This window comes from Streptomyces sp. NPDC038200 (genome assembly GCF_055600785.1).
Genome location: NZ_JBVJYH010000025.1, coordinates 45,890 through 61,478 on the forward strand (window position 1 = coordinate 45,890; position 15,589 = coordinate 61,478).

Genomic DNA, 15,589 nt, shown 5'->3' on the forward strand with positions numbered 1-15,589 from the left:
GCCTCTCACTTGTCCGTCGCGAGTTCGTAGGTGCGGTCCTTGTCGGGGACGCTGGTCTCGCTGCCGGGGGCCACGAGCGCGAGCCGGACGCGCTGGGCGAAGGACTCGGCGTAGGTGATGCGCTGGGCGTCGATGGTGGACAGCGCGAAGGTGATGGGGACGGCCTCGGTGGGCTGCTGGTTCTTGTCGTTGTCGGGGTCGAGGGCGGTGATCTGGCCGACGTCGAGGACCCGGGCGCCGGTGACGATGATCTTCGACTGGTCGGGGTCGCCCTCCTTCTTCCCTTCGAAGGTGGCGTAGACGTTGACGCGCGAGCCGGGGGTGATCTTGCCCGCGACGCCGGTCGCCGCGTCGATCATGATGGCGACCTCCTGCTGGCCGGGCTGGAGGGCGGGCTGATTCACGATCATGTCGGTCTGGAGGAGGGAGCCCGCGCGCAGGGTGGTCACGGCGATCTTGCCGTGGATCTGCCGGAGGTCGGTGACGGCGTTGGCGGACAGCCACCGCTCGGGCATCCGGATCTTCTCGAACTGGCCCGTGTCCAGCGGGGTGTACGGCTTCACCTCGGTCGTGACCCGGTAGGCGGTGACCTCGGGCCCGACCTTGGAATTCGCGTCGTGGACGACGGAGAGCACGCCGGCGAACGCGCCCAGAGCGCACAGGACCGACAGGATCAGGAGTATCACGCCGCGGCGCTGACGGGAGTTCATGAACCGTGCAACCTCATTGGGGGAATCGGTCGAGCGGGATGTGAGGAGGGCGTCGGGGCCGGTCAGGCGGGCGCGCGTTGCTCCAGTGCGCGGGGCGTGGCGAGTTCGTGGGCGGGCGGCGGGGTGGCGGAGCAGAAGACGCACCGGTCGCCGATGACGTCGAGGCCGCACCAGTGACAGCTGGCCTGCCGCACCGAGGTGACCAGCTGGTAGAGGACCGACAGATCGGCGAGGTAGCCGCAGAACTCGACCACGCGGCCGGTCCCCCACCACACCGGGGACTCGGCGGGCAGCGGGGTCTCGCGCAGCCCGTGCACGCCCCACCGGGTACCGAGGCCGGCGGCCCAGTCGCTCTGCAGCTGACCCTTGGCGACCAGCATCCAGGTGCTGAACTCGGGCCCCTTGAGGGTGACGTCGGGCGCGACCTTGACGAGCTGGGGCTCGGGATGGGCGAGGACGGCGAACTGGCTGCCCGGCACCCAGGACCTGGCGTGCGCCTTCAGCCCGACCGGGACCCGGTCCAGCTTGGCGACGGAGCCGAGGACGGCACCGGCGTGGATGTAATGGGTGAGCAGCCGTCCGGCGGAGGCGAGCACGCCCGGGCTGAGGTCGCAGGAGGCGAGCTGGCGCAGCTGCCGGGCCAGGACGGCGACGCCGAGCGGTGGCAGTTCGGGCCGGAACAGGGCGACCCGGTCGCTCTCCAGCAGCGAGCGCAGGGTGTACAGCCGCCGGACGACCGGTTCCGGGGTGGCCTGGGAGCACACGACGACCACGTACCCGTGCTGCTCGGTCAGGGTGTGGAGTTCGGTGAGGGCCTGCTCCAGCGGCTTGTGGTCGAGGCCGGTCAGCACGACGGCGGGCATGGTCCGTTCGTCCTGCGCCGGCAGCGCCATGTCGGCGCTGGTCACGGCAATGGCAGTTGGCACGCGCAGCTCCCCGCTCTTCACACCCGCCGGGCTCACCGGTGTAACCCCAATGCGCCAGGACGACTTCATTGCGTGACTACCTGAGCACTGTATCCACGGCCGTATGACCGGAGAACAGCGTTTGTGAAGCCGGTGTGGAACTCTCCCGGAGCAAGTCCCGCCAAACCCGGACAGGTTGAGCCGACGAGTGGACACGGTTTTGGTCTGGACCTCTTGACACCCTGGATTGGTCTGGACCAACTTGTAGAGCGAGCGGTGGCCACCGTGCTCTCCCCCTCTCCCCGCCAACTCCCCACCGGAGGCTCCAGTGGACCGCGCACCAGGCACCCCCAGACCCCGCAGAAGGCGACTCGCGACGTGGTCCGCCGCCACCGCCCTGGCCCTCTCGGTCGCGGGCCTCGCCGCCTCCCCCGCGTCCGCGGCGGACGTCAACAACGTCAAGAACGCGGGCTTCGAGTCCGGCCTGACCAACTGGACCTGCTCCGCCGGCAGCGGCACCACGGTCTCCTCCCCGGCGCACGCCGGCACCACCGCCCTGAAGGCGACCCCGGCCGGCCAGGACAACGCCCAGTGCACCCAGGCGGTGGCGGTCAAACCCAACTCGACGTACACACTGAGCGCGTGGGTCCAGGGCGGCTACTCCTACCTGGGCGTGACCGGCACCGGCACCACGGACGTCTCGACCTGGACGCCCGACTCGGCGTCCTGGAAGCAGCTGTCGACGACGTTCAGCACCGGCGCGTCCACGACGTCGGTCACCGTCTACACCCATGGCTGGTACGGCCAGGCCGCCTACTACGCCGACGACATCTCGGTCTACGGCCCCGACGGCGGCGGAGGCGGCGACCCGGCCCCCACGGTCCCGTCCGCGCCGACCGGCCTCTCGGTCTCCGGCACGACCTCCTCCTCGGTCTCCCTGGCCTGGTCGGCGGTGTCCGGCGCGACGGGCTACAACGTCTACCGCAACGGCACGAAGGTGACGGCGGTGACGGGCACGTCGGCGACGGTGACCGGCCTGTCGGCGTCGACGTCGTACCCCTTCCAGGTCACCGCGACCAACTCGGCGGGTGAGTCGGCGAAGTCGGCGACCGTGACGGGCACGACGACCGCGACCGGCGGAGGCGGCGGTGGCGGCGGCACCCTGCCCAAGCACGCGGTGACGGGCTACTGGCAGAACTTCAACAACGGGGCGACGGTCCAGAAGATCTCCGACGTCCCCTCCGCCTACGACATCATCGCGGTGGCCTTCGCGGACGCGACCTCGACGCCGGGCGCGGTCTCCTTCAACCTGGACTCGTCCGGCCTCGGCGGCTACACGGTCGACCAGTTCAAGGCGGACATCAAGGCCAAGCAGGCGGCCGGCAAGAAGGTCATCATCTCGATCGGCGGCGAGAAGGGCACGGTGTCGGTGAGCGACGCCGCCTCGGCGACGAACTTCGCGAACTCCGTCTACTCCCTGATGCAGACGTACGGCTTCGACGGCGTCGACATCGACCTGGAGAACGGCCTCAACGCCACCTACATGACGCAGGCACTGCGCTCCCTGTCCTCCAAGGCGGGCTCGTCCCTGATCATCACGATGGCGCCGCAGACGATCGACATGCAGTCGACGTCGGGGTCCTACTTCCAGACGGCCCTGAACATCAAGGACATCCTCACGGTCGTCAACATGCAGTACTACAACAGCGGTTCCATGCTGGGCTGCGACGGCAAGGTGTACAGCCAGGGCACGGTCGACTTCCTCACCGCCCTCGCCTGCATCCAGCTGGAGGGCGGCCTGTCCCCGTCCCAGGTCGGCCTCGGCCTCCCGGCGTCCACCAGCGGCGCGGGCAGCGGGTACGTGTCCCCCACGGTCGTGAACAACGCCCTGGACTGCCTGGCCAAGGGCACGGGCTGCGGCACCTTCAAGCCCTCCAGGACCTACCCCGACCTGCGGGGCGCGATGACCTGGTCCACGAACTGGGACGCGGCGTCGGGCAACGCCTGGTCGAACGCGGTGGGGGCCCACGTCCACGCGATGCCGTGACCTGAACACCCGCCGGCACACGGCGCCCGGAGCCATCCGGCTCCGGGCGCCGTTCGCGTGCCCTTCGGGTACCGGACTCACCCCGACTTGGCCGGACCTGACCTTTCTCACCCGTATCGCGTTGCGATCGCCAAGAGGCCGGTGTGATGATCGCGGGCATGGCTGCCGAGCCGACGGCAACCTGATCGGCATCGAGGACCACCTGTCCGGCACCCGCCGCTTCGACCTGGACGCGACGGGCAGGGTGACGGCGGTCCACGCGGCGGGCTGGTCCGAGCGATACGCCTACGACGAGGCCGGCAACCAGACGCAGGCTTCCTGGCCGTCGGGCCACCCGGGCGGCGAGGCGATGGGGCCCCGCTCCTATGCGGGCACGCGCATCACCCGAGCCGGCGACGTCCGCTACGAACACGACGCCCTGGGCCGCATCACCCTGCGCCGGAAGACCCGCCTGTCCCGCAAGCCGGACAGCTGGCGTTACGAGTGGGACGCCGAGGACCGCCTGACGTCGGTGCTGACCCCGGACGGCGCCCGCTGGCGCTACACGTACGACCCCCTGGGCCGCCGCACGGCGAAACTCCGATTGGCGGACGACGGCGAGACGGTCGTGGAGCGGGTGGACTTCACCTGGGACGGCACCACCCTCTGCGAACAGACGACGACGTCCGCGGACCTCCCCCACCCGGTCACCCTCACTTGGGACCACCAGGGCCTGCGCCCGCTCGCCCAGACGGAACGCATCACGACGGCGGAAGCCCACCAGCAGGAGATCGACTCCCGCTTCTTCGCCATCGTCACCGACCTGGTCGGCACCCCGAGCGAACTGATCGACGAACAGGGCGAGATCGCCTGGCGCACCCGCAGCACCCTGTGGGGAACAACGGCATGGTCAGTCAACAGCACCGCCTACACACCCCTACGCTTCCCAGGCCAGTACTACGACCCGGAAACCGGCCTCCACTACAACTACTTCCGCTATTACGACCCAGAATCGGCCCGCTATTCCTCCCCCGACCCCCTAGGGCTCACGCCCGCACCAAACCCGGCCAGCTACGTACACAACCCTTGCACTTGGATGGATCCGTTAGGACTCGCGGGATGCACTCCGAGCCAGAGCAATGCGGAAGTCGATCCACGAAAACTTCACTATCTCTTCAATAAGGACATCAAACCGGACTCACACAACTCCCCTCGCGCGCTCCAGAATGAGCTGCAACTCCATCGCATCGGCATCAGTGACACCTCCGAGATGCGCCAGTACGTGACGGACCACCTCAAAAACGCGTCACGCCAACCCTTCGAGCGCACATTCACCAACGAATGGGACGGCGGAAGCGGCGAGTTCGGCGTCTCAAGATCGGTGCTGTACGGGCCGCGAGGCGCTCTGGAGGTAGAGAGCACATGGCAAGTACTCTCTGACGGTAAGCACAGGCTGTCTACTGTGATTTTCCGCGGCAGCGGGCCGAACGTGAGCATCCATAGCAGTCCGTCGAAATGACCACCCCGCACCGAACCAGGCTGAATTTTCCAGATCAGAGGCAAGCATGTACAGGGAATTTGCAACCCCGGAGGACCAGGAAATTTTCGACACTATCGGCGAATGGCCAGAAACAGACGAGAGTGGCGCACGCCTACTGACCTGGCAAAGTAGTGATGGTGACTCGCTGACCCTGTCGTACGACACCCTTTCCAGGTCGGTCAGAGTGCGCTGGACACGCGACGATAAGCGCAATCTGCTGGATGTCTATCGCGAGGGCGCGATTCGTTTGACCACCTCGTCCGCCCCACCAACAGCGCATATCACAATCCATTTCGACACGGGCGAATGCGTTGGCGCGATGGAAATCCAAGTAGCCCCGCAATTCTCCGTACAGGACAGGCTGCTGTACACCTAAAGGACCCCAACCCACTCGACCTAACACTCAAAGAAAGATGCAGCAAGTCTGATTAAGTTGTAGGAACTGCGCAACATTGTGAGTACTAGCCTTACAGTGACAGGAGCCCGAGTCGACGTGTCATTGACGGGCCGACACTCAGACTCCGCTTCGACCTCCCGCACTATCCCCCCGGCCTCCAAGGAAATGGGGAGCCCAGGAATTTAGTACCGTGCAGAGAAATTTCGCTCAGCGGTCTCAGATCCGTCACCCTGGACGGCTTCGGAACCAACGTCGTTGCCGACGTCTCCCTGTATCAGGAGGACGGCATCGTCATCATCGCGACGTCACCCCAGACCCGTCTCCACGCCACCGCAGAAGTCGCCTTCGTCTCGCAGCTGTCGGCTTACACCAACGAGCCGGCCTGACGGCGGCCAGGATCCCTGAAACACAAGAGGGGGACTCTTCATGTCATTCGGGCCACCGCCTGCCGGTTTCCCTCCTCCTCCGCCGTCCGCCTGGGCCCCGCCCTCATATGTCGAGCAGGCGTTGTTCGAGGCGAAGGGGCGTGGGGACTGGGCGGCGTACTTCGGGGTGCTCGCTCAAAGCAGGCTGTTCTTCGAGATAAAGAAGAACGGCGCGGATGCCACGCCCAGTGCCACGTATCCCGTCTTCGGGTACGACCCCCGGGTCGCCGGCGGGCGGGTCTGGGCCGTGTGCACCGAGGGGATGCTGCCCGCGCCCGAGCCCCACCGGGTGTTCGACTGGAACCGCCTGGAGTGGTTCGCCAAGGTGTGGGAGCCGAGTGATCCACCGGTGATCGTCGTCAATCCGGGGAGCCCCTGCGAGGCGTTCCTGCCCTCGGCGCCTCCGCAGTCCGCGACCTGGGCGCAGTACGGTCAGCAGGCCCCCGCCCGGAAAGATTCGATGCGGCTGCGCGCCCTCCGTATCGGCGGCCCCCTGCACGGCTCCGTCGCCCACGGCCTCGCCTGCGGCGCGCTCCTGTGCGTCAACAACGGGTCGTTCTGGAACGCCATGGCCTGGCACGGCATGGGATACCCAGGTGAGCGGAAGCGGCTCCAGGAGTGGTGGGGCATCACCACTCGCGATCAGTGGCAGCACTACCTGCGCGACCTCCTGGCCTGCGAGCAGCACAGCTCCGTCTGGGACTTCGCCCTCGGTCTGCGACGCACCATCGCCCGTGATTTCGCTGGACACGTCGACACCGGGTACTGGCGTCAGGCCGCCGCCAACGTCATCCGTGCGAGGTCCGAGGGCTCGGTCGCGGTCAGCGCGGACGGTGTCACCAAGACCGATCCCCGGCCCGAGTCCGAGATCGAAGCCCATGTCGATGGCGTGCAGCGGCTCATCGGACGCATCACCCGCTATGAGGCCCGGATGCGGGCCGACGGGATACTCGACGAGGGCCGGTACGTCTCGTCCGTGGATGCCTGGGACCTCGGCCGCGCCTCGAAGATGGCCCGGTGGGGACTCGGGGCCCGACTCGGCACGCTCAAGGAGGCCGAGTCCGCCGTGGTCCGGGCCGGCCGGGCCGCCTCCCTGTCCTACAAGTCCTGGCAGGACTTCTCCGCCGGTTACATCCTCGGCCGCAGCCTGCACTTCGACGAGGAGGAGTTCGGCGACTGGTACCAGGACATGGTCGAGGCCCATCGCATCCTGACGTCCGATCCCGGCAGCCCCTGGCTCAACATTCCGTTCCGGTGATGACAAGTGGTGGTGCATAAACTCCGTGGCACGGATCTGCCAATCACCGCCATTGCAGCCCCACCCACCGACCAGCACTTATTTCTCGAAGAATAAACGAAAGGAATCAGTGATCGACAACATCCAGCTTCGCTTCGAAGTCGCTGGCTTTGAGGTGCTCGGACGATTCTCAGGGCCGGGCCCGACTGTGAGGCAGGCGTTTCGGCGGGTGGTGCACATCTCGGCAACACCCGTCAGCAAGGTCCCACGGCACTCTCCCGACTTCACCGAGCGGTTGAACGAAGCGTGGCTTGCGCACGCGCGACAGGCGGGAGTAATCGCCGACGACGCTTCGTTCCTCGTAGCCGGAAACTTGGAGTACGGATGGCTGCATGTGAGGCTGACCGATACGACCAACATCCTCTCCATGAAATCCCCAGGCGGTGACCTCACGTTCATCGCCCGAAGCATGAGTGGCCACAGCGTATGCGCGGCGAGCAGCGAGGGAGCCGAGTACTGGATCCTTCAGGAGGACTTTTCCTGACTCGGCCGAGCCCCCCTAGACGCAGCTCACGGAAGAACGACACGGACCGAGAAACGAGCTGCCCGACGGTCACGTGATCACCTCTCGGTGAACAACTCCTCCGCCTCGGCCGCACGGACGGCTCGCTGGGCCCAGACCTCCAGCTGATTCAGGTCCGTGCGTGCCTCGACGCGCTCGCGGATCTCGTCGGCACCGGTACGCCGCGCCAATCGAGGATGCGGAGGACCATTTCAGCCTTGGCCTGCGCCCGCCCCTGTTCTCGTCCCTTCTCGCGCACCTGTTCCGCGAGCGGGGGTCGCCAGAAGTACTGGATCGCCGTCATCAGGTCCCTCCACATCTGCTTCGCCGGGGGTCGGCCAGGCATGAGTCGACGAAGTGGACGAAGACCGCGGCACTGTCCCGGGGCCGTGCCCGTACGTCGAATGCCGCCCCGGAAATCCGAGTCCGCTCGGCCACGAGGCCAGTTTCGCCGTGGCACCGCTCGCGGCGTGATCAACGAGCCGGGCCGTGGCGAGTTCGCGTCATACGCGCTCCGGTCCGGGCAGTTCGTGGGGCGGCAGGATCACGACGGGCGGGGTGGCGGGCCGTCGGCGGTCCGAGGGCGGTGTCGGCTGTTACTCACTTCCGGGTGTCGGGCGCGGTGTTGTGGCGGGGGTGGGCCCGGCGTCACCCGTGCGCTTCGCATTCGCGGCATAAATGGACAATGCATCCGCGAGTTACAGAAATATGCGTGAACCGTAACAGCCCCCGCGTCTCGCCGCGCCGGCCCTGTCCGCGGTCGCACTGTGTGGGCGTGCGGCCGACCGGTCGCCACTCGTACACCGCACTCCGCCCCCCACGCGTCGCAGGTGACAGGCGGGGTGTGCACGACCCTCGCGAAGGGGGACCTCGTGTCCGTTTCCGTTTCCGCAGCCGTCCGCCGCGCAGCAGCCGTCGCCGTGGTGGCGACCGCCGCCGCGGGCGTGGCGGCGCTGCCCGCCTCGGCCGCCGACCACGACCACGGCCGCATGCACCACGCGCACCGTCCGCCCGTGGTCATCAGCGACGTGCAGCACCACTCGTCGGACCGGTACACCCATTCCAACGCCGCCCTGAACCGGGAGTGGGTGGAGGTCGCCAACGACGGCCCCCGGGTCGTGAACCTCGACGGGTGGACGCTCTCGGACGAGGACGGCCACACCTACATCTTCCGGCACTACCGGCTGGAGGCCCACCAGACCGTGCGGGTCCACACGGGCGTGGGCCGCGACCGGAAGAACGACGTCTACCAGGACCGCAACCGGTCCGTGTGGGACAGCGACCACGACACCGCGACCCTGCGCAACGACAACGGCCGTTTCATCGACGCCACCTCCTGGGGGTACATCCCCGACCATCGCGGCGACCGCGACGGCGGATGGCGCGGCGACCACCGTGGCCACCGTGACGGCGGATGGCGTGACGACCACCGTGACGGCGGACGGCACGGCGACCACCGCAACGGCGAGTGGCACGGCCGCCACCACTGACCCCCGCCCGTCCGTGGGCCGGTGAGCGCTGACCCCCGCCCCGGCCCACGGCGCCCCTCCCCGGCAGCGCGCCGCTTCCCCCGCGAAGCGGCGCGCTGCCTCTTCGTGTCGCCATCGGGCCCGCAGTCGGGTCGCCGCCGAGCCCGCTTTCCGGTCGGCATGCGACCCGCCCCGGCGTCCGTCCCGGCTCGGGCGGCACGGCACGGTTCACGCCATCATCGCCCTTTTCGCTTGACCTGATCATGCCAACGCCGCACCATGAGCGCCAACCCGCACAGCGGACTCACAGGGAGCCCCACCGAAGGCCCCGGCGGGTCCGCGTCCGCACGTCGCACGCGAACACCCCCACCTCCACCCCCAAGGAGCGTTCATGCGACTTCGCATCCGCGGCGCCCGCGCCCGTGGCAGCAGACGTACCGCCGCTCTCGGCACGCTGCTGGCCCTCGCCCTCGCCGCACCCGTCTCGGCCACCGTCGGCCACGCCAGCGCCGACAGCACCCGGAAGGCCGCACCCTCCGGGGACGACATCCGGCAGTACGAGATCCATCGGGGCACGACTCCCGTGACGCGTACGGCCCTTCAGGCGACCGGCGTCACCGTCGACGAGGCCGACGAGGAGACCGTCGTCATATCCGGCCGGGCCGAGCAGATACGCAGGCTGCGCCGGCTGGGCTACGACGTGCAGGCCCTGGGCACCGCCCCGCAGCGGGCCGGAGCGCGGCTGTACGACTTCCCCGGTGCCGACGCGAAATACCACAACTACGCCGAGATGAACGCCGAGATCGACCAGCGGCTCGCCGCCTACCCGGGCATCATGAGCAAGCGGGTGATCGGGAAGTCGTACCAGGGCCGGGACATCGTCGCCATCAAGGTCAGCGACAACGTCGGCACCGACGAGGACGAACCCGAGGTGCTGTTCACCGCTCACCAGCACGCGCGTGAGCACCTGACGGTGGAGATGGCGCTGTATCTGCTGCGCGAGCTGGGCGCGGGGTACGGGTCGGACTCCCGGATCACCGGCATCGTCAACAGCCGGGAGATATGGATCGTCCCGGATCTGAACCCGGACGGCGGCGAGTACGACATCGCCAGCGGGTCGTACCGGTCGTGGCGGAAGAACCGGCAGCCCAACTCCGGTTCCTCGTACGTGGGGACCGACCTCAACCGGAACTGGGACTACAAGTGGGGCTGCTGCGGCGGGTCCTCCGGGTCGGCGTCCTCCGAGACCTACCGCGGGTCCGCGGCCGAGTCCGCACCCGAGGTCAAGGTCGTCTCCGACTTCGTGCGCGGCCGGGTCGTCGGCGGCAGGCAGCAGATCAAGGCCGGCATCGACTTCCACACCTACAGCGAACTGGTGCTGTGGCCGTTCGGGTGGACGTACAACGACACGGCGACCGGGATGACGGCCGACGACGCCGCCGCGTTCAAGGCCGTGGGGCAGAAGATGGCCGCGAGCAACGGGTACACGGCGGAGCAGTCCAGCGACCTGTACATCACCGACGGGTCCATCGACGACTATCTCTGGGGTGTGCACAAGATCTTCGACTACACCTTCGAGATGTATCCGACGTCCAGCCTGAACGGCGGGTTCTACCCGCCCGACGAAGTCATCGAGCGGGAGACCTCCCGGAACAAGGACGCCGTGTTGCAGCTGCTGGAGAACGCCGACTGCATGTACCGGGCGATCGGCAAGGCCGCCCAGTACTGCAGCTAGCGGTCAGGCCTCCTCGAAGTAGGCGTCGAGCACCGCGTCGAGCTGCTCGTCCCACTCCTTGAAGCGCGCCCTGGCCGCCGCCTCGATCTCGATCGGGTACCAGCGGCGGTCGGGGGTGTGCACGGTGATCGTGTACCGCTTGCCGAAGCGGGGCGACTCCGACTCCACCGCGGCGATCTCGTCCCAGCGGAACTCGCAGACCTCCTCGTCCAGGCTGAGGCGGACGCCCTTGCGGTCGGCCACTATCCTCGCCCGGCGGTCGGACGCCTCGAAGACCGGGCCGTCCGCCGCGTCCTCGGCGGGCTCGGCCGAGTCGTCTTCAGCCGAGTCCCCTTCAGTCGAGTCGTCAGCCGCCGAGTCGTCGGCCGCCGGGGGCTCGACCGTCGGCTTCCCGGCTTCCTCCGGTGCCTCGTCGGCCGGCACCTCGCCCTCCGGCGCCTTGTCCTCCGGCGCCTTGTCGGCCGGGCCCTTCGGCACCGGGCCCGTCGGCGTCGGTCCCGTGATCCCCGGGATGAAGGCCGGGTCGAAACCGGCGCCCGTGACAGGCTCGGCCTTCAACGGCTCGGCCTTGGACGGCTTGCTGTTCGATCCTATGCGCTGCTCCACGGCGGCAGTATGGACGACTTCCCTGTGCCGGAACCAGTCAGCTCACGAACACGCTGACCACCGCCGCCACCACGAACCCCGCCAGTGACAGCACCGACTCCAGGACGGTCCAGGTCCGCAGCGTGTCCCGTTCGCTGATGCCGAAGTACTTGGCCACCATCCAGAAGCCGCCGTCGTTGACGTGCGAGGCGAAGATGGAGCCCGCCGAGATGGCCATGATGACGAGGGCGGCGAAAGCCTGGGAGTGGTGACCCTCCGTCAGGAGCGGGGCCACGATGCCGGCCGTCGTCACGATCGCCACGGTCGCCGAGCCCTGGGCCACCCGCAGCACCAGCGAGATCAGGTACGCCAGGACGAGCACCGGCAGGCCCACGTCGTGGAAGGTGTCCGACAGCGCCTGGGCGACGCCACCGGCCTTGAGGACGGCGCCGAAGACCCCGCCCGCGCCGACCACCAGCAGGATGTTGCCGACGGGCTTGAGGGACGACGTCGACACCGTCTCCAGGGACTTGCGGGACCAGCCGCGGCGGATGCCGAGAAGGTAGTACGCGAGGAGCAGGGCGAGGGTGAGGGCGACGAAGGGGCTGCCGAAGAACTCCAGGACCGAGCGGCCGGGGGACGCGTCCAGCGCGATCGACGAGAAGGTCGCGGCGAGGATCAGGACCAGGGGCGTACCGATGATGGCGAGGACCGTGCCGAGCGGCACCGGATGCTCCCGCGGCGCCACCCCCTGGGCCCGCTGCTCGGCCAGCACGGCCCGCTTCGCCTCCTCGGCCGCCTCCACCATGTCCTGCGGTACGGCGACGAAGATCCGCCTGCCGATCCAGGCGGAGTACGCCCAGGCGGCGAGCACGGCGGGCAGTCCGCAGACGATGCCCATGAGGATGACCCAGCCGAGCTGCACGTGCAGCAGTCCGGCGGCGGCGACCGGGCCCGGGTGCGGCGGCAGGAAGGCGTGGGTCATGGACAGGCCCGCGAGCAGCGGCAGGCAGTAGAGCAGGATCGACTTGCCGGACCTCTTGGCGGCGGCGTAGACGATCGGCGCGAGGACGAAGATGCCGACGTCGAAGAAGACCGGGATGCCGAAGACGAGGCCGGTCAGGCCCATCGCGAGGGGGGCTCGACGCTCGCCGAACAGGGTCAGCAGGCGCGAGGCCAGCACCTCGGCTCCGCCGCTGACCTCGAGGATCGCGCCGAGCATGGTGCCGAGGCCGATGATGATCGCGACATGGCCGAGGATGCCGCCCATGCCGGACTCGACGGTGGAGACGGCGTCGGAGCGCTGGACGGTGCCGAAGAGTTCGGTGACGGAGAGACCGGCCAGCAGGCCGACCGCCACGGAGACGGCGAGGAGGGCGACGAACGGCTGGAGCCTCACCTTGATGATCAGGAAGAGGAGCAGGGCTATGCCCAGTCCGGCGACCGTGAGGAGGCCGGGGGTGCCGTCGACGAGGAGGAGCAGGCCTCCGGTGTGGGGTGGGGCGGCGGGGGTGGGTGCGGCGAGCGGATAGGACATTGGGGGTCCTCTACGTAAATGCATACTGCTTTCGGGCAGGGGGGATCGCGGCACGGCACCACCCGAAGGGGGCGCCGTGCCGTGCGGGACGTGCGGGATGTGCGGGGGGCGATCGGCCGTCAGCTCAGTACGGCGAGGGCGTCGATCTCGATGAGGAGTCCGGCCGGCAGACCGACGTAGACCGTCGTGCGGGCGGCGGGCGGCTGGGTGAGGCCCTGCTCCTCGAAGTAGGCGTTGTAGATCTGGTTCATCTCGGCGAAGTGGTCCACGTCCGTGAGGTAGACGCGGATCATCATCACGTCGTCCCAGCTCGCGCCGCCTTCCTCGAGGATCGCCTTGACGTTGGCGAGGGTCTGGAGGGTCTGCTCGCGCAGGGTGGGGCCGGCCGGCGTCGGGGGCTTGCCCTCCTCGGCGGGCAGGAAGCCGACCTGGCCGGCGACCTGGAGGATGTTGCCCTTCCTCACGCCGTGCGAGAACTGCGCGGGCGGGGTGGTGTGGGTCTTCGGGGTGAGCGCGGTCTTCTCGGTCATGCGGGGGTGCCCTTCCCTGGTGTTTCGGTCATGCGGGGGTGCCCTTCACCGGTGTTCTGCCGGAGTACTCGCCGCTGATCGCGTCCGCCGTACGGCGCACCAGCGGGAGCAGGGTGAGGAGTTCCTCGGCGGTGACGACGACGTTCGGCGCGGACACCGACATCGCGGCGACCACCCGGCCGTCGGCGCCGCGGATGGGGGCGGCGACGCAGTTGATGGACTCCTCGTGGCCACCGAGGTCGGTGGCCCAGCCCTGTTCGCGCACCGCGGCGAGTTCCTTCAGGAATGCCTCGGCGTTCGGCGTCGAACGGGCCGTGTAGGTGGGGTAGTCGAGCCGCTCGGCGAGGGCGCGGCGCTCGGGTTCGGGCAGGTCGGCGAGGAGCAGCTTGGCGACGGCGGCGACCGTGATGGCGACCGGTTTGCCGATCCGCGAGTACATCCGGACCGGGTAGCGGCTCTCCACCTTGTCGATGTACAGCACCTCGTTCTCCTCGTAGACGGCGAGGTGGACGGTGTGGCCGCAGTGCTCGTTGAGGCGTGCGAGATGGGGATGGGCGATCTCGCGGATGTCGAGGTTCTCCATCGCCTCCTGGGCGAGGGCGAAGAGGCGGGCGCCGAGGCGGTAGCGCTGGTCGGACTGGCGGTAGACCAGGCCGTGTTCGTGCAGGGTGCGCAGCAGGCGGAGGGCGGTGGACTTGTGCACGCCGAGGCGGTCGGCGACCTGCCCGAGGTCGGCGGGGCCCTCGGCGAGCAACGGCAGGATGCTCAGGGCGCGGTCGACGGTCTGACTCATGGGGTGTTCGCCTCCTCTACGGCCTGCTCGGCCTGTGTCCAGCCGGGGCCGAGTCGAAGTCTCCCCCATGCGTCGTCGTCCAGGGCGGCGAGGCGGTCGGCATGGTGGCGGGAGGGGGGTGCCGCGAGGTCGCCGGGGGTGGTGAGGGCGGCGGCGGCGAAGAGATGGCCGTGGCGGAGGCGGTCCCGCAGCGGCAGGCCGCGCAGGGTGGCGGAGAGGAAGCCGGCGGCGAAGGCGTCTCCGGCGCCGGTGGTGGCCACGACGTCCACGTGGAGGGCGGGCACGGCGGTGGACGCGACGTCCGCGTCGAGGGCGGGCACGGCGGTGGACGCGACGTCCGCGTCGAGGGCGGGCACGGCGGTGGACGCGACGTCCGCGTCGAGGGCGGGCACGGAGGCTCGCGGGGGCGTGCCGGGCCCGGGGGCGAACGCGGTCGCTCCCTGCGCGCCCTGCTTGACCACCAGCAGTGCCGGTTCCGGCAGGGCCTCGCGGATCGCTCGCGGACCGCCGGAGATCCCCCAGGCCTCCACCGCCTCGTCCTCGCCCACGAACACGACGTCCGCACCCCGGGCCAGCTCCAGCAGGACCCCGCCGCCGCCGATGTCCCGCCACAGACCGGGGCGGTGGTTGACGTCGAAGGAGACCAGTGGGCGATCCGGGCCGGGTGCGGTCAGCTCGCGCAGCAGTTCCAGGCACTCCCCCGACAGCGCGGCCGTGATCCCCGACAGGTGCAGGACCCGTCCCGCGCGTACCGCCGCCAGGTCGGTGTTCCGCGCCGACATCGCCGACGCGGCCGAGCCCGCCCGGTAGTAGGCCACCTCGTGGGCGCCCGTGCCCCGGTCGCCGGCCGTGCGGAAGTAGACGCCCGTGGGGCGCGCCGGGTCCCGGCGTACGGCGGAGACGTCGACTCCGTAGCCGCCGATGCGCTCCACCAGATGGTCGCCGAAGCCGTCCGCGCCGACCCGGCTGACCCAGCGCGTCCGGTGCCCGAAGGCGGCCAGGGCGCAGACCACGTTGGACTCGGCGCCGCCGATGGCCCGGTCGAAGGAGGGCACGTCGGCGAGGCGGCCGGGGCGGCCGGGCAGGAAGGTGACCATGGACTCGCCGAGCGCGACCACGTCCACGAGGTTCAACGGGC

Annotated in this window: 14 protein-coding genes and 1 pseudogene; 7 read left to right on the forward strand and 8 right to left on the reverse strand. The window is 69.2% G+C overall.

Features of this window, described 5'->3' with window-relative positions; genetic code table 11:
* Window positions 1–5: 5 nt before the first annotated feature.
* The gene (gene cpaB, locus ACZ7KF_RS35955) at window positions 6–710 is read right to left on the reverse strand and encodes a Flp pilus assembly protein CpaB (protein WP_471084917.1); all 705 of its coding nucleotides are present in this window, start codon (window positions 708–710) and stop codon (window positions 6–8) included.
* Window positions 711–772: 62 nt separating this feature from the next.
* A complete protein-coding gene (locus ACZ7KF_RS35960) occupies window positions 773–1,705 on the reverse strand; it encodes a hypothetical protein (RefSeq protein ID WP_471084920.1) in 933 nt (310 codons plus the stop codon).
* A 238-nt stretch (window positions 1,706–1,943) separates the two neighbouring features.
* Between ACZ7KF_RS35960 and ACZ7KF_RS35965 the strand changes: the two genes are divergently transcribed.
* The 5 genes and pseudogenes from ACZ7KF_RS35965 (at window position 1,944) to ACZ7KF_RS35985 (ending at window position 7,784) form a co-directional block, all read left to right on the forward strand.
* Window positions 1,944–3,662, forward strand: coding sequence for a chitinase (locus ACZ7KF_RS35965; RefSeq protein ID WP_471084923.1), 1,719 nt, complete (start codon window positions 1,944–1,946; stop codon window positions 3,660–3,662).
* Between the two features lie 160 nt (window positions 3,663–3,822).
* Window positions 3,823–5,160, forward strand: a pseudogene (locus ACZ7KF_RS35970) (RHS repeat-associated core domain-containing protein); the annotation flags it as partial.
* A gap of 46 nt (window positions 5,161–5,206) precedes the next feature.
* The gene (locus ACZ7KF_RS35975; protein ID WP_471084926.1) at window positions 5,207–5,557 is read left to right on the forward strand and encodes a hypothetical protein; all 351 of its coding nucleotides are present in this window, start codon (window positions 5,207–5,209) and stop codon (window positions 5,555–5,557) included.
* Between the two features lie 447 nt (window positions 5,558–6,004).
* Complete coding sequence (locus ACZ7KF_RS35980) at window positions 6,005–7,261, forward strand: DUF1266 domain-containing protein (RefSeq protein WP_471084928.1); 1,257 nt, start codon at window positions 6,005–6,007, stop codon at window positions 7,259–7,261.
* 109 nt (window positions 7,262–7,370) lie between these two features.
* Window positions 7,371–7,784: a hypothetical protein gene (locus tag ACZ7KF_RS35985; RefSeq protein WP_471084931.1), complete on the forward strand. Its 414-nt coding sequence runs from the start codon at window positions 7,371–7,373 to the stop codon at window positions 7,782–7,784.
* Window positions 7,785–7,861: 77 nt separating this feature from the next.
* Here the strand turns inward: ACZ7KF_RS35985 and ACZ7KF_RS35990 are convergent, their stop codons facing one another.
* Window positions 7,862–7,993 (reverse strand): hypothetical protein, encoded by a 132-nt coding sequence (locus ACZ7KF_RS35990; RefSeq protein WP_471084934.1) that lies wholly within the window; start codon window positions 7,991–7,993, stop codon window positions 7,862–7,864.
* Between the two features lie 681 nt (window positions 7,994–8,674).
* Between ACZ7KF_RS35990 and ACZ7KF_RS35995 the strand changes: the two genes are divergently transcribed.
* Both ACZ7KF_RS35995 and ACZ7KF_RS36000 read left to right on the forward strand, forming a co-directional pair.
* Entirely contained in the window at window positions 8,675–9,292 is a 618-nt protein-coding gene (locus ACZ7KF_RS35995) for a lamin tail domain-containing protein (RefSeq protein WP_471084937.1), read from the forward strand.
* 370 nt (window positions 9,293–9,662) lie between these two features.
* Complete coding sequence (locus tag ACZ7KF_RS36000) at window positions 9,663–11,006, forward strand: M14 family metallopeptidase (RefSeq protein ID WP_471084940.1); 1,344 nt, start codon at window positions 9,663–9,665, stop codon at window positions 11,004–11,006.
* Between the two features lie 3 nt (window positions 11,007–11,009).
* Here ACZ7KF_RS36000 and ACZ7KF_RS36005 read toward each other — a convergent pair whose 3' ends face one another.
* The 5 genes from ACZ7KF_RS36005 to ACZ7KF_RS36025 all read right to left on the reverse strand — a co-directional run bounded on the left by ACZ7KF_RS36005 (window position 11,010) and on the right by ACZ7KF_RS36025 (window position 15,548).
* Entirely contained in the window at window positions 11,010–11,612 is a 603-nt protein-coding gene (locus tag ACZ7KF_RS36005; RefSeq protein WP_471084943.1) for a hypothetical protein, read from the reverse strand.
* Between the two features lie 37 nt (window positions 11,613–11,649).
* On the reverse strand, window positions 11,650–13,128 hold the full coding sequence (locus ACZ7KF_RS36010) for a GntP family permease (RefSeq protein ID WP_471084946.1): 1,479 nt from the start codon (window positions 13,126–13,128) through the stop codon (window positions 11,650–11,652).
* A gap of 119 nt (window positions 13,129–13,247) precedes the next feature.
* A complete protein-coding gene (locus tag ACZ7KF_RS36015) occupies window positions 13,248–13,658 on the reverse strand; it encodes a RidA family protein (protein WP_471084949.1) in 411 nt (136 codons plus the stop codon).
* A 28-nt stretch (window positions 13,659–13,686) separates the two neighbouring features.
* Window positions 13,687–14,451: an IclR family transcriptional regulator gene (locus ACZ7KF_RS36020; protein WP_471084952.1), complete on the reverse strand. Its 765-nt coding sequence runs from the start codon at window positions 14,449–14,451 to the stop codon at window positions 13,687–13,689.
* Window positions 14,448–15,548, reverse strand: a complete 1,101-nt coding sequence (locus ACZ7KF_RS36025; protein WP_471085115.1) for a sugar kinase — start codon at window positions 15,546–15,548, stop codon at window positions 14,448–14,450. Before ACZ7KF_RS36025 ends, ACZ7KF_RS36020 begins: the two co-directional genes overlap by 4 nt.
* Window positions 15,549–15,589 lie beyond the last annotated feature (41 nt).

What these genes read in the sequence shown, in the direction of transcription:
- ACZ7KF_RS35980 (WP_471084928.1), top strand. Translation starts at nt 6,005, where the DNA reads ATGTCATTCGGGCCACCGCCTGCCGGTTTCCCTCCTCCTCCGCCGTCC.
- ACZ7KF_RS36025 (WP_471085115.1), bottom strand. Translation starts at nt 15,548, where the DNA reads ATGGTCACCTTCCTGCCCGGCCGCCCCGGCCGCCTCGCCGACGTGCCC.
- ACZ7KF_RS35960 (WP_471084920.1), bottom strand. Translation starts at nt 1,705, where the DNA reads ATGAAGTCGTCCTGGCGCATTGGGGTTACACCGGTGAGCCCGGCGGGT.
- ACZ7KF_RS36020 (WP_471084952.1), bottom strand. Translation starts at nt 14,451, where the DNA reads ATGAGTCAGACCGTCGACCGCGCCCTGAGCATCCTGCCGTTGCTCGCC.
- cpaB (WP_471084917.1), bottom strand. Translation starts at nt 710, where the DNA reads ATGAACTCCCGTCAGCGCCGCGGCGTGATACTCCTGATCCTGTCGGTC.
- ACZ7KF_RS36015 (WP_471084949.1), bottom strand. Translation starts at nt 13,658, where the DNA reads ATGACCGAGAAGACCGCGCTCACCCCGAAGACCCACACCACCCCGCCC.
- ACZ7KF_RS36000 (WP_471084940.1), top strand. Translation starts at nt 9,663, where the DNA reads ATGCGACTTCGCATCCGCGGCGCCCGCGCCCGTGGCAGCAGACGTACC.
- ACZ7KF_RS35975 (WP_471084926.1), top strand. Translation starts at nt 5,207, where the DNA reads ATGTACAGGGAATTTGCAACCCCGGAGGACCAGGAAATTTTCGACACT.
- ACZ7KF_RS36010 (WP_471084946.1), bottom strand. Translation starts at nt 13,128, where the DNA reads ATGTCCTATCCGCTCGCCGCACCCACCCCCGCCGCCCCACCCCACACC.